16 protein-coding genes are annotated in these 22201 nt (G+C 34.0%); 6 read left to right on the top strand and 10 right to left on the bottom strand.

Translation table 11 applies throughout. From position 1 onward, the window contains the following. Positions 1–140 precede the first annotated feature (140 nt). From ACN0WY_RS13805 to ACN0WY_RS13790, 4 genes are all read right to left on the bottom strand, one after another. Positions 141–1103, bottom strand: a complete 963-nt coding sequence (locus ACN0WY_RS13805) for a hypothetical protein (RefSeq protein ID WP_417800739.1) — start codon at positions 1101–1103, stop codon at positions 141–143. A gap of 385 nt (positions 1104–1488) precedes the next feature. Continuing rightward, a complete protein-coding gene (locus ACN0WY_RS13800) occupies positions 1489–2112 on the bottom strand; it encodes an FMN-dependent NADH-azoreductase (RefSeq protein WP_417800738.1) in 624 nt (207 codons plus the stop codon). Positions 2113–2178: 66 nt separating this feature from the next. Next, a complete protein-coding gene (locus ACN0WY_RS13795; protein ID WP_417800737.1) occupies positions 2179–2760 on the bottom strand; it encodes a Crp/Fnr family transcriptional regulator in 582 nt (193 codons plus the stop codon). Between the two features lie 203 nt (positions 2761–2963). Continuing rightward, on the bottom strand, positions 2964–3437 hold the full coding sequence (locus tag ACN0WY_RS13790; RefSeq protein ID WP_330486569.1) for a nucleoside deaminase: 474 nt from the start codon (positions 3435–3437) through the stop codon (positions 2964–2966). 218 nt (positions 3438–3655) lie between these two features. On the opposite strand from ACN0WY_RS13790, the gene ACN0WY_RS13785 reads away from it, so the two are divergent. Continuing rightward, positions 3656–5161, top strand: coding sequence for a hypothetical protein (locus ACN0WY_RS13785; protein ID WP_417800736.1), 1506 nt, complete (start codon positions 3656–3658; stop codon positions 5159–5161). Between the two features lie 226 nt (positions 5162–5387). Here the strand turns inward: ACN0WY_RS13785 and ACN0WY_RS13780 are convergent, their stop codons facing one another. Together ACN0WY_RS13780 and ACN0WY_RS13775 are read right to left on the bottom strand one after the other, a co-directional pair. Then, the gene (locus ACN0WY_RS13780) at positions 5388–6524 is read right to left on the bottom strand and encodes an NAD(P)/FAD-dependent oxidoreductase (RefSeq protein WP_417800735.1); all 1137 of its coding nucleotides are present in this window, start codon (positions 6522–6524) and stop codon (positions 5388–5390) included. Between the two features lie 8 nt (positions 6525–6532). Continuing rightward, positions 6533–9721: a LodA/GoxA family CTQ-dependent oxidase gene (locus tag ACN0WY_RS13775; protein ID WP_417800734.1), complete on the bottom strand. Its 3189-nt coding sequence runs from the start codon at positions 9719–9721 to the stop codon at positions 6533–6535. A gap of 374 nt (positions 9722–10095) precedes the next feature. Here ACN0WY_RS13775 and ACN0WY_RS13770 point away from each other — a divergent pair, with 374 nt between their 5' ends. From ACN0WY_RS13770 to ACN0WY_RS13760, 3 genes are read left to right on the top strand one after another with little or no spacing between them, the layout of a single operon-like run. After that, entirely contained in the window at positions 10096–10995 is a 900-nt protein-coding gene (locus ACN0WY_RS13770) for a hypothetical protein (protein ID WP_417800733.1), read from the top strand. Positions 10996–11006: 11 nt separating this feature from the next. Next, positions 11007–12008 (top strand): hypothetical protein, encoded by a 1002-nt coding sequence (locus ACN0WY_RS13765; protein WP_417800732.1) that lies wholly within the window; start codon positions 11007–11009, stop codon positions 12006–12008. 11 nt (positions 12009–12019) lie between these two features. Continuing rightward, positions 12020–13363, top strand: a complete 1344-nt coding sequence (locus ACN0WY_RS13760) for a hypothetical protein (RefSeq protein ID WP_417800731.1) — start codon at positions 12020–12022, stop codon at positions 13361–13363. 62 nt (positions 13364–13425) lie between these two features. Here the strand turns inward: ACN0WY_RS13760 and fumC are convergent, their stop codons facing one another. After that, positions 13426–14826, bottom strand: a complete 1401-nt coding sequence (gene fumC, locus ACN0WY_RS13755; protein ID WP_417800730.1) for a class II fumarate hydratase — start codon at positions 14824–14826, stop codon at positions 13426–13428. A 145-nt stretch (positions 14827–14971) separates the two neighbouring features. Between fumC and ACN0WY_RS13750 the strand changes: the two genes are divergently transcribed. After that, positions 14972–15148 (top strand): hypothetical protein, encoded by a 177-nt coding sequence (locus ACN0WY_RS13750; RefSeq protein WP_164505156.1) that lies wholly within the window; start codon positions 14972–14974, stop codon positions 15146–15148. Between the two features lie 189 nt (positions 15149–15337). Here ACN0WY_RS13750 and ACN0WY_RS13745 read toward each other — a convergent pair whose 3' ends face one another. From ACN0WY_RS13745 to ACN0WY_RS13735, 3 genes are all read right to left on the bottom strand, one after another. Then, positions 15338–17776 (bottom strand): outer membrane beta-barrel family protein, encoded by a 2439-nt coding sequence (locus ACN0WY_RS13745; protein ID WP_330486577.1) that lies wholly within the window; start codon positions 17774–17776, stop codon positions 15338–15340. A 288-nt stretch (positions 17777–18064) separates the two neighbouring features. After that, positions 18065–19936, bottom strand: coding sequence for a membrane protein insertase YidC (gene yidC / locus ACN0WY_RS13740; RefSeq protein ID WP_417800729.1), 1872 nt, complete (start codon positions 19934–19936; stop codon positions 18065–18067). Between the two features lie 194 nt (positions 19937–20130). Then, entirely contained in the window at positions 20131–21750 is a 1620-nt protein-coding gene (locus ACN0WY_RS13735; RefSeq protein WP_330486579.1) for a CTP synthase, read from the bottom strand. Positions 21751–21980: 230 nt separating this feature from the next. Between ACN0WY_RS13735 and rpmH the strand changes: the two genes are divergently transcribed. Further along, a complete protein-coding gene (gene rpmH, locus ACN0WY_RS13730; protein WP_028891113.1) occupies positions 21981–22142 on the top strand; it encodes a 50S ribosomal protein L34 in 162 nt (53 codons plus the stop codon). The last annotated feature ends 59 nt before the right edge of the window (positions 22143–22201 follow it).

Raw genomic sequence — 22201 nt, 5'->3', positions numbered from 1 at the left:
CTTAAATACAACGGTTTGTATATGAAAAGTAGCAGAATAAAAAAGCTATTACTTTTCAATTTAAATAGCAAAAAAGAACGAACCTTTAATTTTAGTGCTAAACTACTATTTTTTATATACCTTGTTATAAGCCGTTACGCTTAGTTTTTAGTATTTAAAAGTTTCTGGACTAAAATTTCTAAATCCTTAATTCTAGAGTTTTGTTTTTTTAATTTTTCAATCTCTTTTTTCTGAGCGTTGATTTCTTTTTGTTGCTTAGCAATCTCAAATTTAGCTTTTTTCAATTCTTTAATATCTTTTTCTTGTGCAATAGTATATAGAGTCAACTCCTCAATTTTTTGTAATAACTTAGAATCCATTTCACCAAGATAAATTCCATTTTGTTCAACCTCTTTAGCACTAGGAATATCTTTAAGATGTCCTTTTTCTTTGATATGGTTTTCTACTTCTTTTAATGTTGGTAAATTATATTCTTTTTCAAAAACAAAATCTGCCCAATCTGATAAATTTAAATCTACACGAACCTCTTTGGTGTGAATTTTTCCGTTGACAGCTAATTTTGCAGTTGGTTTAGTTGTTCCTATGCCTACATTCCCGTTTGCATGAATTCTCATACTCTCAACGAGTTCATCGTCATTTGTTTCTTTCGTCCAAAAAGTCAAAAATCCTGTATATGTTTCTGTTCCTCTAGGCATTCCTATTCTTGCAACCTCTTTTGTACCCTGCTTAGCTACTAATCGACCAACATCAACCCATTGTGCATCATTTCTAATACTTTTTAATGAAATAATTGAAGGAGATGTAGTTGAATCATAAAGCTCTAATTTTTCACTAGGATTTATTGTTCCAATTCCAAGATTACCATGATAGTCAAAGGCAAAATTTCCTATTCCTGTTTTTAATAAAATTCCATAATATCCAGCTAGTTGCATAGCAGAATAAGTTGTACTAGGAAATGTAACATTACTTTGACCTAAACCATACCAAGGACTATTATTTATTTTTTGAGTTTCTTGTTTTATTGGATATTCAGTAGTTTGAGCTCTCATTCCTATGCTCATATTCATCATAGCTATGACAGCTATTTTGATTGTTGTTTTCATAATAATTTAAATTTATAATTGTTTTTAATTTGTTTTCTTTTATGGCTTATAATTTGTTTATATATGTATAAAATACGTCGTTATACAACCAAAAAGTAAAGTATAAGAGTACCTTTATTGTTCTTTTATTACTGTGTTTTTAGTAAGGGAAATTAAAAAAGGAAACCATAGCAATTTCACTCATCCAAATATAAAAAATAAACAGAAGAAAGGATGCCACTTTTATGGGTAAAACATCTTATCTCTAAGGGGAGTAACACCAAACAAGTAAAAAAGATAAAAATAGGTGCGTGTGTAGAAAAATGTTTGTTAGCTGCTGTGGGATATAAAGAGACTATAAAAAAAATGCTGTTTAGATAAATGTAAATAGCATTTTAATAGTGGGTTAAATAGCTTCAATTTCTTGATATATCTTCTTTTTAGAGTTTTCAAAAATAGCTCCTCCAAACTCCTCATTATCTAAAGAAATGATGGTAATATCTTTAATCCCCATAATTCCAAAAACAAACTTTAAATAGGTTGTTTGGAAGTTCATATGTTCGTTTTTTTCATTTTCACCATAGCCAGTATCGCCTCGGCTAGATAGAATAAACATTTTTTTGTTTTTTAAAAGACCTACATAATCACCATCGGGTGTTCCTGAGCGGAATTTCCATGTCTCATTAATTCTCATAAGCTGATCGATGTAAGCTTTTAATCCGCTAGGTATAGACCAATTGTACATAGGCGTACCAAGAACATATACATCGTGTTCTTTAAATTCTTTAATTAGGTCATTGCTCAAAGCAACTCCTGATTGATTTTCTGCGGTTCTTTCTTCAGGTTTCATAAAGGCACTAGCAATCCATTTTTCGTCAATGTGAGGTATTTCTTTTAATCCAACTTCTCGGTACGAAAATGGATCGTCAGGATGCTTTTGTTGCCAGTTATCTACAAAAAGTTGTGTTAGTTTTCTGCTGTGCGATTTTTGGTTTCTTACACTAGCATTGATAATAAGTACTTTGTTCATATCTTAATATAGTTTACATGATATGGCAAAGGTCGTTGTATAAGAAATGAAAAAAATTGACCTAGTTTAAGATGGCTTGTGTTTTTTACGAACTCTACTTAAAAACTCAGGAGTTACACCTAAGTACGAAGCAATTAAGTATTGAGGAACTTTGTCTGCTATTTTGGGGTAGTCTTTTATAAAATCAACATATCGTTGTTCTGCATCATACACATTGTTGTGAATAATTCTTCTTTGCAAGCTACCAAGATAGTTTTCGAGTATAATTCTAAAAAAACGCTCCAATTTAGGTACTTGCTTTAGCATTTCCTGAAAAGAATCATAGCGTATTTGTAACAAGTTGGTTTTTTCTATTGCTTGAATATTGTAAATAGAAGGTTGTTGCTTTTGAAAGCTATCAATATCAGTTGCCCACCAGTTTTCTATGGCAAAGTATAATACTTCTTCAGTTCCAGTAGCAGCGTTTATATAAAAGGCTTTAAGAGTTCCGTTAATTACAAAATTATCGGTTCTACATACCTCACCGTTTCTTAGAAGGTATGCTCCTTTTTCAAGAGTCTTTTCAGTCCAAAAGCTTTTAACGATACTCTCTTCTTCTGAAGTTAACTTGATGTATTTTGAAATTGATGTGATTAAGGCTTCTTTCATAAGAAAAATGAAATTAATAGAAATAAAGTTAAGAACCAAGAAGCGGGGAGTATAGATATGAGTGTTTTTATTGATATTACTAGTTTTAGTAAGGTAACTCCTTGTTGCTTTATTTTTTTTCAATAAAAAAGAATCCCTTTGTAGTTTTTACAAAGGGATTTTTGGGTATCATAGCCTCGAGGTTTGTCTAGAGGGTATTAACTTTAATACTCAATTTTATCTTCTTTTTCAGACCATTTCTGAAAAGGTTCTAAAGCAATATCACGTCCTATTTGCTCAAACGGAATACTTCTCTTTTCGTATGGTAACGGAATTTCTTTGTATATAAATTCATCATCAAAACCAATATTAGCAGCGTCTTGCTGATTACTTCCGTAAAAAACTTTATCAGGACGCGCCCAGTAAATAGCTCCTAAACACATAGGGCAAGGTTCGCAAGAGGTATACACCACACATCCATCTAACTGAAAAGAACCTATATTTTTACAAGCATCACGAATCGCAGTTACTTCTGCGTGTGCTGTTGGGTCGTTGGTAGAGGTAACTTTGTTGTTTCCGCGTCCTATAACTTTACCATCTTTTACTACAATGCAACCAAAAGGACCTCCTTCGTTATTTTGCATTCCTTTTAAAGCTGCTTTTACAGCTTCACTCATATATTCTTCGTGTGTATTCATTGTTACATTTTTATCAAAAAAAGGGTTACAAAATTACGCCTTTTCTTTGGTTCAATTTACTAAATAAACTCCTTTTTAAGATTTGTGTATTGCGAATACTTACACTTGGTATTAAAAAACAGCTTTTTATAACTGTAATTTAAGTGTTTATGACTTCTTTTTTAACAGACACGAATAATATTCCCTAATTTGTAACTATTATCAAAAACTAATCAATCATGAAATTAACAATCAAACTTATTTTAAATGCAATGCTTGTAATGAGTGTTGTATTTTTTAATTCTTGTAAAAAGAAGAAGAAAGAGAATGACACTGTAGAGGAAGTAGCAAAAGTAGCTTACAACAAAACAGCCACCGAAAGTTTATGTGAAAGTGATTGGTTCCCTCACACACAAACCCCTGCCCCTGAAGAAGGAAAAGGAAGTCCGTTTGATGTATCGAGCACAACCAATGCAATTTTTCACCAATGGTCTTGGCAAAAGTTTTTATGGCTTACAAAACCAACTGAAGAAGTTGTGTTATTACCTATCATAACACGAGGTGAGCCTACGCCGATAAAGTTAAAGGTAAAAATACCATTGTTTTTAAACCCAAAGGAAATGCATCAAGTAACGGCTCATATGCAAGATGTAAAGCAAAAAGAAGGAGCTGCTTTGGTTTTAATAGATACTGCTCAGGCAGGATCGGGAGGAACGTTAAAAACAAACCCTGCGTATAACGAAGATGGAGTTTCAGAAACCGTGTTTTACTCAATTCACGTAAGCCCTACGATGAAGGAGTCATCAAGAAAGTATAGAGACTCTATAGTTAACGGAACTTTAAGTGGAAATAACCAGGCATCTTTTCCAGTAGGCTCTTTAGAGTTAAAAGTATCATGGACACCAGTAACTGCAATTGCTGAAGAAGAGATAGGTAATTATTATACTACAGTAGCGGCTTTAAGTAGAGATGGAGAAACATATACGAATACTGAGGTAGCTTTATTAGGAATGCATGTTGTAGGTATTGTAGAGAATCATCCAGAATTTATTTGGGCTACGTTTGAACATGACGATTTAGCGCCAAACTATAACTGGAAAGATGATAACGCATCTTCATCTACCAATAAATTATTATTTGCTGAAGGAACTACTACGGGAATTGACGGTATTGTGTGGAGTAATGGTAGTGCAAAGTTACCGTATAAGGCGTACGATTTATTTAAGTATGGAGTTCCAAGAGATAGTGTAGGAAACTTTATGAAGACAAGTCAAGAAGAACCTGTAAACTTTGATAATATAGACAACCTTAATACTTGTGTAAAAGAAAACTTAACCGACGTATGGAAAAACTATTTTTATAATGGTTCTCTATGGATTGATACTGATGGAATGACGCCAGAACAGCAAACTGCTAAAATAAATAGTTTAGGCGGAAATATAGGAAACGCAACACCAGATAGTACTTCGGTAGCAAGAGGATCAGTAAACTGTGCTAATGTTACTATGGAAACATACACACAAACTTTTAAAAGTAGTTTAAAAGATATTGAAGCAGGCAATTTAGCAAACTGCTTTAGTTGTCATAACGCGGTAAACTTTTCAACTAATAATAAATCACCATTGTATATAAGTCATGTGTTTAACGCCTACTTATTAAGAGGAGAAGGAAAAACATTTAATGAAGTTGAAGCTATTAAAGCGAAGCAAGAAGTAGAAGACTTTATAAAAAACAGCTTAAAGTAAAGTTTTTAAGATTGACTTTACAGAAGCCTCTCTAGTTTGTTTCATTACTAGGGAGGTTTTATTTTTGTTAGTTGTTAGTTGTTAGTTGTTAGTTGTTAATATGTTTTACCTAGAAAATAACGATTGGAAACCAAAAGGTGTAGGGGAGCTAAAAACAAACAGTTAAATCTTTGTTCTAACAGCGAAGTGGGCTTTTTTCTTAGTTCTAAAATTAGGAAATTAACAGTTAATAACTACTGCGTCTTTTCCAAAAAGTAGCCTCTTTCCACCTCGTTTCAGTACTGTAGAAAAAGTTTTTATGCTTTAGATAATGATTCCAAACTTGTTGTAGTTGATTTTTATACAATCTATTGAAGTGTTCCTCTTTAGTGGAGTTCAAGTCCTTAATAAAATCATAGTTAATAAGTAGCTTTTGAAGCTGCATAGCATTTGCCATAGCATTAAACATACCTTGAGAAGAAAGTGGGTCAAAACTCATAGCAGCGTCGCCTAAAGCAATCCATTGTTTGCCAGCTACCTGTTCTAAACGAGTAGAATTGGCACTTACCGTACCATGGAAGTTAACAGTAGTTTCGTTACCGTCAATTAAAGGCTGAATGAGTTTGTGTTGTTTGGCAAAGGATAAAAATGTATTTACATGCTTAAAGGTGTTTCTATCTACTAAATCAGCATCCGTTTGAAAGGCGATGACCCTTTTGTTATCGGGAACTACAGCACTATACCACCAACCTAATTCATCAGCAGCAATGGTGCTCATAGTATTTTCTTGAGTATTGGGTAAGCTTATCCAGCAAGATATTAACTTATCATACGATGTACGTTGAATACCTAAGCTTTTGGTGAAATGCGATTGCCTACCAGTGGCGTCAATTACGAATTTTGCCTGAATAGTATGTGTGATTCTGTTTTTTAAATCATCAGACTTTGTGGTTACTTTCCAGTAATTATCTTCATAAGAGCTATTAGAAAGACGTGTTCCCCAAATACAGTCAACACCTCTTTCAATAGCAACCTTTCTTAGGTAAATTTCAAACTCTTTTCTATCCAAGCTTCTAGAGAAGCCATCTGGGTTTCTTAAATGATCGACAATTTGAAGTTGATTGCTTCCCCAATAGGATTGCATTCCTAAATTATTACGAAATATGGTTTGTTTTACAGCATCCGATTCATTTTCTAATAAATCTAACTCTTTTAAAATTCGTTGTGCAGCAGGCGCTAGCGATTCTCCAATTCTATCAACAGGTTCCACTAGTTTATCTAGCAAGGTAACATTATAATGATTAACTAAAGAAATGGCGGCAATGCAACCTGCAATGCCACCACCTATAATTAGTATGTCAGTAGTACTAGTATATTCTTTCAATTCGTATATTATTTAGGAATATATCTTGAAAAACGTGTCATCTTCTCAGGAATACCAACTTCCACTCTTTTAGGAGCTGCTTCTTGATGTGAATCAGACTGTTTCATATGATGTAACTTAGCAGCAATTAAATGTATGGTTTTAATAACATTGGGTGTTGCTTTAAAGTCTTTTGCTAGTTCATCTTCCGTTAAGCTTAATAAACTACGTTGTGCATCTTCCAATACCAACTGCTCGTTTAATAAATTATCGTGTGATAGTTTATCTACGGCTGCATCTATTGTATTTTGAAGTCCTTTCTTTAACGCATGTTTAGCGGTTAAAACACCTTGTAATTCTTGTATGGTAGCGTTTAATAATGCTGCCTCTTGTTCTGGAGTAGGAGTAATACCCACTTGCATTTCTTCAGGGAAATTTGGATCATGCTGAACTCCTGGGCGCTTTTGAACCACGGCTAGCTTATCAAAATACTTAATCATGCTATTAATTTGATTCGTATAGGTTGGTGCTTCACCATCTAAGGGAAGGTTGTCTAACCAATCGGAACGGAAATTAAAGGCTTGAATTCGGGTTTCCTCTGATAAATTCGTATCCATTGTTTCTTTATAACGTTCTTCATTTAAAACGTTGTTTGGTACTCTCGCAGGCCAAAATGTTGGTAAATACGGATCGTATTCACTAGTGTATCCGTCTCTACAACTTGCCGTATCTGTTTGCCAAGGAATTGCCATCCAACGCGTGATACCCCCAGCTACTTGTCCGCCTAAAATAGGCCCTTTTGCCAATGGTAATGTATCATTATTCATCATTGGACCATAATACGTAGTATTAACAGGCGGTGTTTTAGGTGCATGTTTAATTCTAAAAGGAGCCATGTACATACCAGAAGAACGCATAGGCCACGTCATTTCACAACCTGGGTGGAAAGCATCTGCCAAACAAAACTCCATGGCAGCTTTGGTGAGCATATCTGGTTGTTCTGAAACTGGAAGTTCGTCAATGGTAGGCGGTTTAGGAACGTGGGGACATCCAGTCATATCCACATAATCAGCATCGAAATCACCTTGTACCCATTGATCTAAAAACTCTAATTGTAAGTCTGATAAGGTAGCATGTTGTCGAACAGACCCCGTAGAAGGAATGCTGATTGCATCACCATATAGCCAAGGCCATAGTTGAGGTGCTTCTGCTCCCGATACATCAAAACGACGGAAGTTGTTAGAAATCGTTCTTCGCATTTCCATATAGGCAGGCGACGGATTTCCTAATCGTTTTATCCACTCGTTAGTGGTATAATCAAACTGACCTCCAAAACCAAAAGCTCCAGCAAAACCAGCATTTACCCATTGTAAATCGGTCATGCGTTGGAAAATTGGTAAAATATCCTTGGTAAACGATGGTCTTACAGGACGCACCAACATTTTAGATTTTACAGCCACATCGCGCATTAAATCCCACATCGTACGTACCGATTTTTGCATCGGTGCATAATCTGGTGGAGCACAAATAACCCAAGCTGGATCTACTTTTAATTTTGTTCCTTCGTATTCAACTTCCGCAGTAACAGGACCATCCGAAATATCGTCATGCCATCCTTCGTTATTGGCAAACGTAATGGCGATATCACCATTGATATTTTCCGATTTTCCGTGTCCGCCTAACATCACTAAACGTCCTTTTTCATCGGTACGCATTTCACCTAAGTATACTTTTTTAGAGAAGAATTCCCCCTCAAAGAAAGGGCCTTCGGTAACATTGGTTCCGGTAATAGATTTTGCACCACCATCAATTAATAAAGAGTTACGGTCTTTTACATCAATATTGCGTAACATAGAAGGAGGCATATCAGCTGCTTCAGGAATATCTAAGGCAATGTTAAACTGATACCAAGACGATTTTTGATTGGCTAAATGACTATGCCACGTAATTTTGGCATTTTCAGCCGTTAATTCCTTTACCGCTTTTCCAGCTGCATTGAATCCGTAGATTCTAAATTGTGCCGCTTGTCTTTTTAAGGCACCAGTTTTATCACGATATGCATATGGGTCGGTTTGTGGTTCAGGATTGTCAACTAGTGGGCCAATAAAGTATTCGTGTTCGCTATTTCCTACACGCATGACACCAATAGGAGGATAAATCCCTGCTTTTACGATACAGTCGCTATTTTCATCGGTGTTACCCTCAAACTGTGGATTGATTTCTTTAGGTTCTTGTAGTTGTTGTCCGTTGGCTTGATGACGTGCTTCGGCACTTGCCGCATATACTACTTTTCTTGCTTGCGCAATAGATCCTAAAGGTTCGTGTTGCGGTAAGGTTCTCCAAATATTAAAGGCTAAGTTGCTTCCAAACTCGGCTTGACCAATACTAGCTACATCTTGTTGAGGTAAATGTAATTTTGCAATACATATATACGGACTTTCTTCCGTACTCCACACTACCTGTGCATCATCTAACGGCATAGTAGCATCATTGGTACGCAATTGTATTTCGAAACGGAAGGTTGCTTCTTTGGTTAATAAGCGTTGTTGTAAATCAATACCTAGGTAATTGGTATCGTTAAAAGGCGTTCCTTTATAAGTGTCTTCAGGAACTAAACGATATTTTACAATTTGTGAATCACCTAATTTAAAAGGAAGAATTGCCCAGTAACTAGCACTTAATACACTAGCTTCTTCTTTGGTCATCGCCTGTAAAATACTCGCTAATTCAGGGTGTTTGGCTATGTACGAGTCGTAATCACGGTCAATAACACCAGCAGTGGTGAAACTACACATCTGTTGTGCATCACGAGCAAAGAAACGGTCGATGTTTTGAAAGATAAAATCGGCATTGGTACCATCTCCTAATAGTTTAGGACCTTCCACACCGAAGAGTTTTAAACCGACTCCTAGGGTAGAATGTAAATCGGGAGAAGTGGGTCCCGTATCACTTGAAAAACGAACAGCACATTCGTAAGCGTCACCGGCAAAAATTCCGATTTTGAATTGTTCTTCGATGTCTTTGTTTACAACAAAACGACCGTATGCAATACCGTGTTGTTTCCTAAATACCGCTCTCTCGGCAGGTTGTTGTCCGTTTTCAATACGGGTTTTTTGTCCCATTTCCACAAACATTTCTTTTAAACGTTGTGTAACTTGGGTAATGTCTCCATCGCAGTTCCAGCATGATGAAGATTGATTTTGTGAGGGGTTTGTCATTTTTTGGTTAGTTTTAGTTTGACATTATATATCTTTAAAAATAAGGAATATAAGTTAGAGTTGGTTTTAAGAAATTCTTAAGCGTTAGGTTTTCGAGTATTAGTTGTTGGTATTGAGTATTGGGTAGTGATATTTGAAAAAAAAGCTAAAGGTTACTAAAATAAAAATATGCTTTGATTGAGAAAGTATATTGAGAGGTAACTGAGGAGGAAGCTCTATTTAAAGAGAACAGCTATTTTTAAAGTGGTTGTTATTTCGTGTAGAAAGTCAAAAAACTGTATATAAAAGAGAAATTTATTAAAAAGTAAAATTTCTTTGGATTTAAAGTTACTTGCTTAAATCTTTTTAGATTTGTGCTTTAATCTAAAAAAAATATGAAAATTAAAATTGCTGTCATTGTTATGATAAGTGCGTTTACAAGCGTGGAAGCCCAATGGAATTCTAATGGTAATAATTCTTCTACAGGAAATTTAACTTTGGATGGTAGTTCCATTAATATAAATACGCCTATTACTACAGGAGGTTGGGCGAGAGGTATAAACAATATGGCTACTGACAAGTCTACAAGGATAGGAGGAATAGGCCTTCTAGGATCAGGAGAAAGTACGATTAAATATTATTATATGGCTCACGGTGTATCTCCTTATAGTTCTGGATTAGGCTTGTATATTAAACCAAATGGAAATACAGGAATTGGAACAGTAAATCCTTCTGAAAAGTTGGAAGTTAATGGAAATATCACAATAACGGGAGATTTAAAAATGTCGGGCTCTGATAGTTATATATGGACAAATGGAACCGGAACAGGTTATACAGGGATATGGGATCAAAAAAATAAGAGAGTACTTTTATATACATCTGAAAGTACAGGTAACATAGGAATTGGAACAACTGATACTAAAGGGTTTAAACTTGGAGTAAATGGAAAAGTAGCAGCAACAGAAGTAAAAATAGCTACTTACGCTAATTGGTCAGATTTTGTATTTGAAAAAAGCTATAAGCTACCAAGTTTAGAGAATGTAGAACAACACATCAAAGAAAAAGGACATTTACAAGACATTCCCAGTGCGAAAGAAGTTGAGAAAAATGGTTTTTATTTAGGTGAAATGGATGCTAAACTATTACAAAAGATTGAAGAGTTGACATTGTATACCATTCAACAAGAAAAAGAAATTAAAGAACTAAAGAAACAAAATTCTAAAATTAACAAACAACAAAAGGAGCTAGAGGAGTTAAAAACTTTAGTTAAAAATTTATTGAAAACTAAAAATTAAATTAATTGAGTATGAAAACAAAAATTAAAATTGCTGTGATAGCAATGATAGGGTTGGGGTTAGGGACGAAAGCTCAAGAAAAAGTTATGACAGAGAATGGAGCAAAACCATATTTTATTTATAAAGAAGGTAAAATAGGGATAGGAACGATAAGTCCAAATGCTAAATTAGACGTTAGAGGAAATATTTCTATAACTGGATCAGAGGAAAAAAATGACAGTTATATTAGTCAACTTAAGTTTATAAATCTTTACACAACAACTTCACCAATGGCTTCTATTGGTGTTAAAACAAGAAAATCTGTAATAGCACCATTTGATTATTCAAACATTGTATTTAATACTTCTAATGGGTATAATACTCTATCTGAGAAAATGCGTATAGCAGATAATGGTAATGTAGGAATAGGAACAAATACTCCTGAGTCAAAATTACATATTAAAGGAAATTCTTCAATGTATAGTACAATAGAAAATACTGTAGGGGATTCTAAAATAGTTATGGGAGCAGTGACTAATAGAAATATTATATACAGTAGGAAATTAGATAATGCACCTCAAGTTTTGAAGCTTCAAGTTAGTAATGAAAATGATTTTGTAATTAATACTAATGGTAAAATAGGCGTAGGTACAACGATTACAGGTTCTCATAAACTAGCAGTAGAAGGTTCCATAGGAGCACGAGAAATTAAAGTTGAAGGAAGTGGCTGGTCAGATTTTGTGTTTGAGAAAAGCTATAAGCTACCAAGTTTAGAGAATGTAGAAAAACATATTGAAGAAAAAGGACATTTAAAAGATATACCAAGTGCTGAAGAGGTAGAAAAAAATGGTTTTTACTTAGGAGAAATGGATGCAAAACTATTACAAAAGATAGAAGAGTTGACATTGTATACGATTCAGCAAGAAAAAGAGATAAAAGAATTAAAGAAACAAAATTCTAAAGTTAATAAACAACAAAAGGAGCTAGAGGAGTTAAAAACTTTAGTTAAAAATTTATTGAAAACTAAAAATTAAATTAATTGAGTATGAAAACAAAAATTAAAATTGCGGTGATAGCAATGATAGGGATGTGTTTAAAGATTGATGCGCAAACTTATAAAAATCCAGCAACTAATACAGATTATAATCATTTTATTAGAAATGGAGGTGGGGCTGCTGTATATATTAATCAGGTAGATAATGTTCAACCTATTTTAAGATTGTCAAGTGGTACAGAAACCCCAAATCAAAATGTTCAATTTACAGTAGAGAATAATGGTAATATAGGTGTTGGAACACTTGTCCCTAATGAAACTCTTACTTTGTCAAAAAACGGAGCAAGTTTAGGAATTTATGATACAAACCCTCTCTCAAAGGCTAACAATAGAATAGCAAGATATGGAAGTTCATTAGTGATACAAAATGATTTTTCTAGTACTTGGGTCGATAATATTAATTTTCATGATAATGGTAATGTGGGGATTGGAACAAGAAATCCTAGTGCTAAATTGCATGTTTTCGGAGATAATACTCCAGTTACTTTTAGAATTCTTGGAGGGACTACTAATGCTAATTCTGCAACTATAAACTTAGGTGTTGTAAATGGAAGAGATTGGGAGATGGTAGCTAAAGAATATCAATCTGGAGGTTATGCTTTAAATTTTAATCAAAAAACGAATGATTATCAAGGTCCTATCACTTTTTCATGGATGAATACTGAAAAGGTTAGGATAAACCCTAATGGAAATGTAGGAATTGGAACGACAAGTCCTTCTGAAAAACTAGAGGTAAAAGAAGGGAATATTAGAATTTATGGAGTAAACACTTCTAGATATATTCGTTTTGGAGAAGTTAATTATCAAGGTGCTTTTATTAATTATGATGGAACAAAAAATGTATTGAATATAGGTGTCAATAATATTAACACAGCAGATTTAAGTAATGATTACAATGCTATTAGTATAGTAAGAAGTACCGGTAACGTAGGAATTGGGACATCAGATACTAAAGGGTTTAAGTTAGGAGTTGATGGAAAAGTAGTAGCGACCGAGGTAAAAGTTGCTACCTATGCTAATTGGGCCGATTTTGTGTTTGAGAAAAACTATGAATTGCCAACTTTGGAAAATGTAGAAAAACACATCAAAGAAAAAGGACATTTACAAGACATTCCCAGCGCGAAAGAAGTTGAGAAAAATGGTTTCTTTTTAGGGGAGATGGATGCTAAACTATTACAAAAGATTGAAGAGTTGACATTGTATACCATTCAACAAGAAAAAGAAATTAAAGAACTAAAGAAACAAAATTCTAAAATTGAAAAATTAGAGAAGGAAAATAAGTTATTAAAATCTTTGTTAGAGAGAGTCTCTAAGTTGGAAGAAAAAATAAAATAGTTATAAAATTAAAAACCACAACAAGCGTTGTGGTTTTTTTAATATCTATGAGTAAGTTTAGCTTATTTTAAACTTCCAATCATGTCCTCTGGTTTTACCCATTCGTCATATTGTTCTGGAGTTACATACCCTAAACGTACTGCTTCTTCTTTTAACGTAGTTCCGTTAGCATGCGCTGTATTGGCAATTTCAGCAGCTTTGTAGTATCCAATTTTAGTGTTTAACGCTGTAACTAACATTAGTGAGTTGTTTAGTAACTCAGTAATTCTTGTTTGGTTAGGCTCAATACCAGCAGCACAGTTTACATCAAACGATACACAAGCATCTCCAATTAATTGAGCCGATTGTAATACATTCGCTGCCATCATAGGTTTAAAAACGTTTAATTCGTAGTGACCTTGTGTACCACCTACAGTTACCGCAACATCGTTCCCCATAACTTGTGCACAAACCATAGTCATAGCTTCTGCTTGTGTCGGGTTTACTTTTCCTGGCATGATAGAAGAACCTGGTTCGTTTGCAGGAATAATAATTTCTCCAATTCCAGAACGTGGTCCAGACGCCATTAAACGAATATCGTTAGCAATTTTATTTAATGAAACCGCTAATTGTTTTAAGGCTCCATGTGTTTCAACTAACGCATCGTGTGCAGCCAAAGCTTCAAATTTATTTTCAGCAGTTACAAAAGGTAATCCTGTAAACTCAGCAATATATTTAGCCACTAATACATCGTAACCAGCAGGCGTGTTTAATCCTGTTCCAACAGCAGTTCCTCCTAACGCTAATTGAGCTAAGTGTGCCAACGTATTTTTTAAAGCATTTAATCCGAAGTTTAATTGTGCTACATATCCAGAAAACTCTTGACCTAAGGTTAGGGGAGTAGCATCCATTAAGTGTGTACGTCCAATTTTAACTACATCTTTAAAAGCTTCTGCTTTAGCTTGTAAGGTATCGCGTAATTGTTCTACTCCAGGAATCGTTACTTCTACAACTTTTTTGTAAGCTGCAATGTGCATACCAGTAGGGAAGGTATCGTTAGACGATTGCGATTTGTTTACATCGTCGTTTGGTTGGATTGTTTTTTCTCCTTCACCAATTATATTTCCTGCAATTTCGTGCGCACGGTTCGCAATAACCTCGTTTACATTCATGTTCGACTGTGTACCAGAACCTGTTTGCCAGATTACTAACGGGAATTGGTCGTCGTGCTTTCCAGCCAAAATTTCATCACATACTTGTGCGATTAAATCACGTTTTTCAGTTGCTAATACACCCAACTCAGCGTTAGTGTAAGCTGCTGCTTTTTTTAAGTACGCAAATCCGTATACCACTTCTAATGGCATAGAGGCAGCAGGACCAATTTTAAAGTTGTTACGAGAACGCTCGGTTTGTGCTCCCCAATATTTATCAGCAGGAACTTCTACTTGTCCCATCGTATCTTTTTCGATTCTGTATTTTGTCATTTTAAATGATTTAAAAGGCTATAAATTATTGATGTTCAAAATTACAAATTCTAATAGTTTTTAATAGTGATTTTTATCAGATTTTATTGGAGAAAAAGAAAAATAGTTATAATTTTGTGGCATAACAATTATTAATAAGAAACAAATGTTAGATTTTTCAGAATTCTCAGGATTGGTATTATTCATGTTTATTTTTACAGCTGGATTTTGGCTGTTAATTTTCTTATTAACATTTGTAGTTCCTTACTGGATTGGTGGAACTATCTGGGAAAACATGAAGTTAAAAAGAGAAGCAAAAAAAGCTGCAGAAGAAGGTAAGTAAGCTTTTTATTATAATATATTATAGAACCACGCTAATAGGCGTGGTTTTTTTTATGTTTTTATCTTGGGCGTTCCCCCAAAGGGGACGGGCTTTGCGCGTTACATGGTAACTTGCTTCAATCCCTAACGCAAAAAAGAGCACTTGTTTACATCAACAAGTGCTCTTTTTAATAATTTGTAGTATGAGACATTAAAATCCTTCACCGCCTCCGTCGAAATCACCATTACGTTCTGAACGTTCACGTTTTTTCTTTTGGTTAAAACGGTACGTAAAGCTTAAGGTAATTTGGCGTTCTCTCCATTGAAATTCTTGATATGACATTACTCTTGAAGTATTTGTATAGCTTTTTCTTTTACGTTGATTAAATAAATCACTAACATTCAACACCAAGGAAGCTTTGTCTTTAAATATATCTTTGCTAAATGCTAAGTTGGTAACAAAAATACCTTCTCTACTACCTTGTGCATCATCTTGTGGTCCTCGATACATAATACGTGTTTGCCAATCTATTTTCGCAGGTAAAGTAATTCTAGAGTTAAAACGAGCAAACCAACTGCTACTATTTACTTCAGGTAAAGACTCAGTTTCGGTTACTAGATCACCATTGATAGGATTAGTATAAGAATAAGTGTAGTTGAAAGCATCTGTTCTAAACTTAAAATAGTTAAAAGTTGCTGATAAACGGGCCCATTTTGCTGGGTTATAGTTTGTTGTTAATTCAAATCCGTAACGATCTTCATCATTTAGGTTTAAGAACTGACGTACAAAAACATTTCCTTTATCTCTTGTTTCAATTCTAGAAACAGGTCTGATTAAATCAGTTGAAAATTGATAGTACAATGAAGAGTTTAAGGTTACTTTACTAACTCTTGTAGTATATCCTAAGTCGAAAGAACTAGTGTACGTCGGGTTTAAGTCTGGATTTCCTTTAAATACATACGTATCTGAACTACGTGTTTCGAATGGGTTTAAAAACCAATGACGAGGTCTTCGTAATCTACGAGCATACCCTAAAGTTAAGTTATCTGTTTCACTAAATTCATATCCTAAGTTCACAGTAGGGAACCATTCAGTATAGTTTTTATCAGAAAACTCACCCGTATTTAATACTGTTAAATCAACATCAGTATATTCTGCACGTAATCCTAATAGGTATGAGAATTTATCTATTTTACTACCGTATTGGGCGTAATAAGCGTAGATATATTGTTTAAAATCAATCGCATTAGATGGATCGAAATCAAAAGGTTGCCCGTTTTCATCGCGAACTCTAAAATCAGAAGTTAAATCCTGTAAATCTGCTTTATGACCTAATTCTAATTGACTTTTCTCTCCTAAAGGAAGTACATAGTCTATTTGTAATAACCTGTTTTTAGATTTGGTAACTTGACTATTTTGTTCAGCTAAAATATTGTTGTTCGTAATATTAGCAAGTTCATCTTCTTCGTTTTCGCTATACTGTAAGTCAATAATTAATTTTTGACCTTTGTCATCAATATTATTGGTATAGTTTAACGAATATTGAGTGTCAATATCATCTTCGGTTTCAGTTTCTACTCTCTTTAAGCTTCTTATAGGATCGTTCGCAGGAGAAAAAACATCTGTATTGTTTGTGGCAATATCTTTACCGTCATTATTTCTATAAAAAATGGTTCCAGTAAGAGAACTCTTGTCATTCAGGTAGTATTCCATACCAAAAGAACCGTTAAAACTTTTGTTTTTTCGGTCATAGTCTCTCTTTTCAATGCTTAAACTATCTATAGCTCCATCGGTTAAATAGGTAAAGTCGCTAAATGCATTTCCAGGGCCTTTTCTGTAAGAGTATCCTAAATTAGAAAAAAGATTGAATTTTCTTGTGCGGTAATTAATGTTACTACTTAGGCTATACAAATCAGGGTTACCTACTGAAAAGTTAAGCGATCCATTAAATCCTCTTATTTTTCCTTTTCTAAGAATAATATTTAAAATACCTGCAGTACCTTCAGCATCATAACGGGCCGAAGGAGAAGTAATAACTTCAACTTTCTCAATTGCATCGGCAGGTAAGTTACGTAAAGCATCTGTACCACTTAGTCCTACCAAAGCAGAAGGCTTACCATCGATTAAAATACGCACGTTTTCGTTACCTCTCAAGCTTACAGCTCCTTCTGCATCGACATTTACTGAGGGTACATTATCTAAAACGTCAGAGGCATTTCCGCCTTTCACTGTCATATCTTTTCCAACGTTGTATATTTTTTTATCTAAACGAATTTCAACGGTAGATTTTTCAGCAATAATTTCAACTTCGTCTAATGTTTCAGCATCTTCAGATAGTAAAATAGTTCCTAGGCTTTTATTTTCTGTTAAGTTGTGGTTTCCTAAGTTCTTAGTCTTAAAGCCAATAAATTCAACTTTTATATCATAGGTACCAGAAGAAGCGTCTATTGAAAAGCTCCCATTAGCATTGGTTACTCCTCCAATAACTTGTTGAGTGCTAGTATTGGTAAGCACTAAAGTAGCATACTCTAAAGGTTGCTTAGAATTTGTTTCTAAAACTTTTCCTGTTAGGGTAACTTTAGATGGGGTACGCTGTGCTACAGCTGTAAAACTAATTAGTAAAATAATAAGTAGTGTAATTTTCTTCATTATGTTGATTTATAAAGCTTGTTTGACCGCAAATTTCCCTAAAGGTTTAATGGGGTTTAGTTAAAAGAATGTTAAATAAGATTTGTGTAGTAAAGTTTGAAAAGTGAAAAATGAAAAGTGAAAAGTGAAAAGTGTGAAATGAAAAAGGAAGGTTTATAAAGTTTTTGGGAATTAGAGTAAAAAGTTAATTTCAATACTCAAAAGTAGAAGACAGACTGAAAAAGAAAAACCGACTTTTTTAATGTGAAAAAGTCGGTTTTTAAGATAATTTACCAAGATTGTTGGTCATTATTTTTTCTTAGCACGTTGTTGTGCAGCCTGCTGTTCTTGAGCTTGTTTCATGGCAGCGTCTAAACGCTCACGGAATTTACTCTTTTTAACAGGCTTCTTTTTATTTTCTTCAATTTTAGCATGAATTTTATCCTCATCAATTACATAGTTCTTAATAACAAACATGATAATAATGGTAAGTAAGTTCGAAATAAAGTAGTATAAACTCAATCCACTTGCATAGTTGTTAAAGAAGAATAACATCATAATAGGAGAGAAGTAAATCATCCATTTCATCATCTTACTCATGTCAGGCATTCCTTCTTGAGTAGGTGCTTGCATATTAGCTTGCTGACTTTGGTTCATTTTCATATAGAAGAAAATGGCTACAGAAGCTAAAATTGGGAATAAACTTACATGGTCTCCATAAAAAGGAATTTTAAACGGTAATTTAAAAATAGTATCATAAGAAGATAAGTCGTTTGCCCATAAAAAACTCTTTTGACGAAAGTCAATGTTGGTAGGGAAAAACTTAAAGAGCGCAAAGAACACAGGCATTTGCATTAAGGCAGGGATACAACCCGACATCATACTTACTCCCGCTTTTCGCTGTACTGCCATAATTTCTTGCTGACGCTTCATAGCGTTTTCTTTACCAGGATACTTTTTATTGATTTCTTCCATTTCTGGACGAATCACTTTCATTTTAGCACTTGATAGGTACGATTTGTATAATACAGGAGACATGATTATACGTACCACAATTGTCATCAAAATGATAATTAACCCGAAGTTACCAATAAAACCTTTTAACATGTTGAATACAGGGTAGAATATCGTACGGTTTAAGAAACCAAAAATACCCCAACCTAAATCAGCGATTTCGTCTAAACTAGTTCCTTCGTAAGATTTTAATAAATTATAATCTGTAGGTCCATAAAACCATTGCATATTATAGTTTAACTCTCCATTTGTTAAAGCTAATGGAGTTTTTAATCCGTAGGTTTTAGTGTATACGCTGTCTTTATCTTCACCTGCAAAGTCAACAGATTTTAAAGTAGCATTGCTAAATGGTGTATCAGATGTTAAAATAGAAGAGAAGAAGTGTTGTTTATAAGCAACCCAATCAATATCACTTACTACATCATCATCATTCATTTGTAAGTAATCTACTTCATCATCAGCTTTATAATAGTAGTAAGAGTACATATTTTCGGTTTTTAAACTCTTTTCGTGTCTAAAACCTTTTAAACTCCAATCTAAATTTATTTCTTGAGAACTATTAATAGTATTACTCAATCCTTGTGAACGAACGGCAAAACCTACACGGTAATCCCCTTTTTTCATTTCGTAGCGGTATTCTAAAAACTTTGCTTCAGAAACCTTTAACTTCATAGAAAGTACTTGCGTATCTCCATTTTTGGTTAGGGTAGGAGTAAATAGTAAGTCTTTAGTATTTAAAATTCGGTTATCAGTAGTTCCGAAGTTAATATTAAAAGAGGCATTGTTATTTTTTACCAAGTAAAGAGGTAACGAATCATACGTTTTGTAGTTTTTAACAAGAGCTTCAATAATTTGTCCACCTTTATTGTCGATAGTTAACTTTACAAGATCGTTTTCAAGTGTTGTATTTCCTTCTTGGCTTTTTGAAGCTCCGTATGCAAAGGCACCAAATTTAGTTTGTAAAGCAATTTGTTGTAACGAGTCGTTTGTTACTACGTTATCCGATAAACTGTTTTGAGTGTTGGTTGTAGCATCTGTAGTTTGCTCTGTTTGGGTAGTTGCCTCAGGAGTTTCTTCAGGCTTTTGAGTGTTCATCCACCAAAGCATAATTCCTCCTAATAAAAGCATTCCTATAAAGGAATTTAAATCAAATTTTTTTTGTTCCATTGATATATGTTAAAATGTCAACTTGTCATGTAAAGCTTTTCTTGAAAGCTAAAAAACCCGACAAAGGTAGTAAAACCCTATAGATTTTTTGAGGTTTTACAATGAATAATTTTGTTAGTGATGATAGTTCAAACAGTGTTCCAATTTTATACCCAATAAAAAAATCCTGTAACTTCAATTACAGGATTTTTAATTTATTTTTTTGATTGTTTCAACGCTGCTTTAATAAAGCTTACAAACAGTGGATGCGGATTTAACACGGTACTTTTATATTCAGGGTGATATTGAACTCCAACAAACCATGGGTGTGAATCGATTTCAACAATTTCTACTAAGCCTGTTTTAGGGTTAACACCTGCTGTTTTCATCCCCGCATTTTCTAACTGCTCTTTGTAATTGTTATTGTATTCGTATCTGTGACGGTGACGTTCACTTATTAATTCTTCCTTATATGCTTGAAAAACTTTAGAATCTTGTGTTAATTGGCAATCCCAAGCACCCAAACGCATTGTTCCACCTTTTTCAGTAACCTCTTTTTGCTCTTCCATTAAATTTATAACAGGATGTGCTACTTCAGGGTTCATTTCAGTAGAGTTTGCTTCTTTAAGGCCTAACACGTTTCTAGCAAATTCAATTACAGCCATTTGCATTCCTAAACAAATACCTAAAAAAGGTATGTTGTTTTCACGCACGTATTGTACTGCTGCAATTTTTCCTTCAATTCCTCTATCTCCAAACCCAGGAGCAACTAATACACCATTCAAACCTTCTAGCTGTTTTGCCGCATTTTCAGGAGTTAACTCTTCAGAGTGAATCCAACGAACGTTAACTTTTGTTTTGTTGGTAGCCGCAGCTCCAGCATGGATAAAAGCTTCAGTTATTGATTTGTATGAATCGTGTAACTCGACATATTTTCCTACCAAACCAATTTCAACAGAAGAAGTTGGGTTTTTATGACGTTCTAAAAACTTATTCCACGTTTTTAGGTTAGGCTGCTTGCGTGTAGATAAGTTTAATTTATCTAATACAACATAATCTAAGCCTTCTTTAAACATTAAGTTAGGAACATCGTAAATAGTTTCAGCATCTAACGACTGAATTACATTTTGCTTTTTAACATTACAAAATAAAGCTAGTTTGCGTTTAATGTCATCTGAGATTTCATGCTCTGAACGACATACTAAAATGTCAGGTTTTACACCACTTTGCATTAATGTTTTTACAGAGTGCTGTGTGGGTTTTGTTTTTAATTCACCCGCCGCTGCCAAATAAGGAACAAGAGTTAGGTGAATAACAATAGCATTGTCTTCTCCTAAATCCCATTGTAATTGACGAACAGCTTCTATATAGGGTAAGGATTCAATATCACCAACGGTTCCTCCAATTTCAGTAATAACAATGTCGAAATCGCCTGTGTTACCTAAAATTTGGATTCTGTTTTTAATTTCATCAGTAATATGAGGAATAACTTGAACTGTTTTTCCTAAAAAGGCTCCTTTGCGCTCTTTGTTAATTACAGACTGATATATTCTTCCTGTAGTAACGTTATTAGCTTGTGAAGTAGGAATGTTCAAATAACGCTCGTAATGTCCTAAGTCTAAATCTGTTTCAGCTCCGTCATCGGTAACATAGCATTCTCCATGTTCGTATGGATTTAATGTTCCTGGATCTATATTAATATATGGATCCAACTTTTGAATGGTTACTGAGTATCCTCTTTCTTGTAATAATTTGGCTAGAGAAGCGGCAATAATTCCCTTCCCTAGTGATGAAGTTACGCCTCCGGTTACAAAAACGTATTTTGTGTTGTTCATGGTACTGTTAGGTTTGCGCAAAAGTAAGAAGTCTGGCAATTACAACAAATAAAAAAGAGAAAAAACGTACAGAAAAATTATGTATGTTTGCCAAACAAACTTTTTTTTAAAAAAAATAAAATAAGGGTTTGTCAGACTGAAAAACTGTTGTATATTTGCCCACGCTTTTAGCAGACGGAATTTCACAAAAGCAAAACATTTTTTAAAGAAGATATTTAAGATATACTGTAATGAGTAAAAGAACGTACCAACCATCGAAGAGAAAAAGAAGAAACAAACACGGTTTCCGCGAAAGAATGGCTTCTGCTAATGGACGTAAAGTATTAGCTAGAAGAAGAGCAAAAGGAAGAAAAAAGTTGTCTGTTTCATCTGAATCTAGACCAAAGAAATAATGATTAACTATTGTTAATATTTTAAAGGCGTTACTATTAAGTATCGCCTTTTTTTATAA

This window comes from Tenacibaculum sp. (assembly GCF_048269885.1).
Taxonomy (GTDB): domain Bacteria; phylum Bacteroidota; class Bacteroidia; order Flavobacteriales; family Flavobacteriaceae; genus Polaribacter.
The sequence above is the reverse complement of the archived record's forward strand: the minus strand, read 5'-3'. Positions and strand labels throughout refer to the sequence as shown.

Bases quoted from the DNA above. Each gene is read 5' to 3' on its own strand.
- ACN0WY_RS13760 (WP_417800731.1), top strand. From the start codon at position 12,020: ATGAAAACAAAAATTAAAATTGCGGTGATAGCAATGATAGGGATGTGT.
- ACN0WY_RS13775 (WP_417800734.1), bottom strand. From the start codon at position 9,721: ATGACAAACCCCTCACAAAATCAATCTTCATCATGCTGGAACTGCGAT.
- ACN0WY_RS13770 (WP_417800733.1), top strand. From the start codon at position 10,096: ATGAAAATTAAAATTGCTGTCATTGTTATGATAAGTGCGTTTACAAGC.
- ACN0WY_RS13750 (WP_164505156.1), top strand. From the start codon at position 14,972: ATGTTAGATTTTTCAGAATTCTCAGGATTGGTATTATTCATGTTTATT.
- ACN0WY_RS13735 (WP_330486579.1), bottom strand. From the start codon at position 21,750: ATGAACAACACAAAATACGTTTTTGTAACCGGAGGCGTAACTTCATCA.
- ACN0WY_RS13765 (WP_417800732.1), top strand. From the start codon at position 11,007: ATGAAAACAAAAATTAAAATTGCTGTGATAGCAATGATAGGGTTGGGG.
- rpmH (WP_028891113.1), top strand. From the start codon at position 21,981: ATGAGTAAAAGAACGTACCAACCATCGAAGAGAAAAAGAAGAAACAAA.
- ACN0WY_RS13785 (WP_417800736.1), top strand. From the start codon at position 3,656: ATGAAATTAACAATCAAACTTATTTTAAATGCAATGCTTGTAATGAGT.
- ACN0WY_RS13745 (WP_330486577.1), bottom strand. From the start codon at position 17,776: ATGAAGAAAATTACACTACTTATTATTTTACTAATTAGTTTTACAGCT.
- yidC (WP_417800729.1), bottom strand. From the start codon at position 19,936: ATGGAACAAAAAAAATTTGATTTAAATTCCTTTATAGGAATGCTTTTA.
- ACN0WY_RS13790 (WP_330486569.1), bottom strand. From the start codon at position 3,437: ATGAATACACACGAAGAATATATGAGTGAAGCTGTAAAAGCAGCTTTA.
- ACN0WY_RS13800 (WP_417800738.1), bottom strand. From the start codon at position 2,112: ATGAACAAAGTACTTATTATCAATGCTAGTGTAAGAAACCAAAAATCG.
- fumC (WP_417800730.1), bottom strand. From the start codon at position 14,826: ATGACAAAATACAGAATCGAAAAAGATACGATGGGACAAGTAGAAGTT.
- ACN0WY_RS13795 (WP_417800737.1), bottom strand. From the start codon at position 2,760: ATGAAAGAAGCCTTAATCACATCAATTTCAAAATACATCAAGTTAACT.
- ACN0WY_RS13805 (WP_417800739.1), bottom strand. From the start codon at position 1,103: ATGAAAACAACAATCAAAATAGCTGTCATAGCTATGATGAATATGAGC.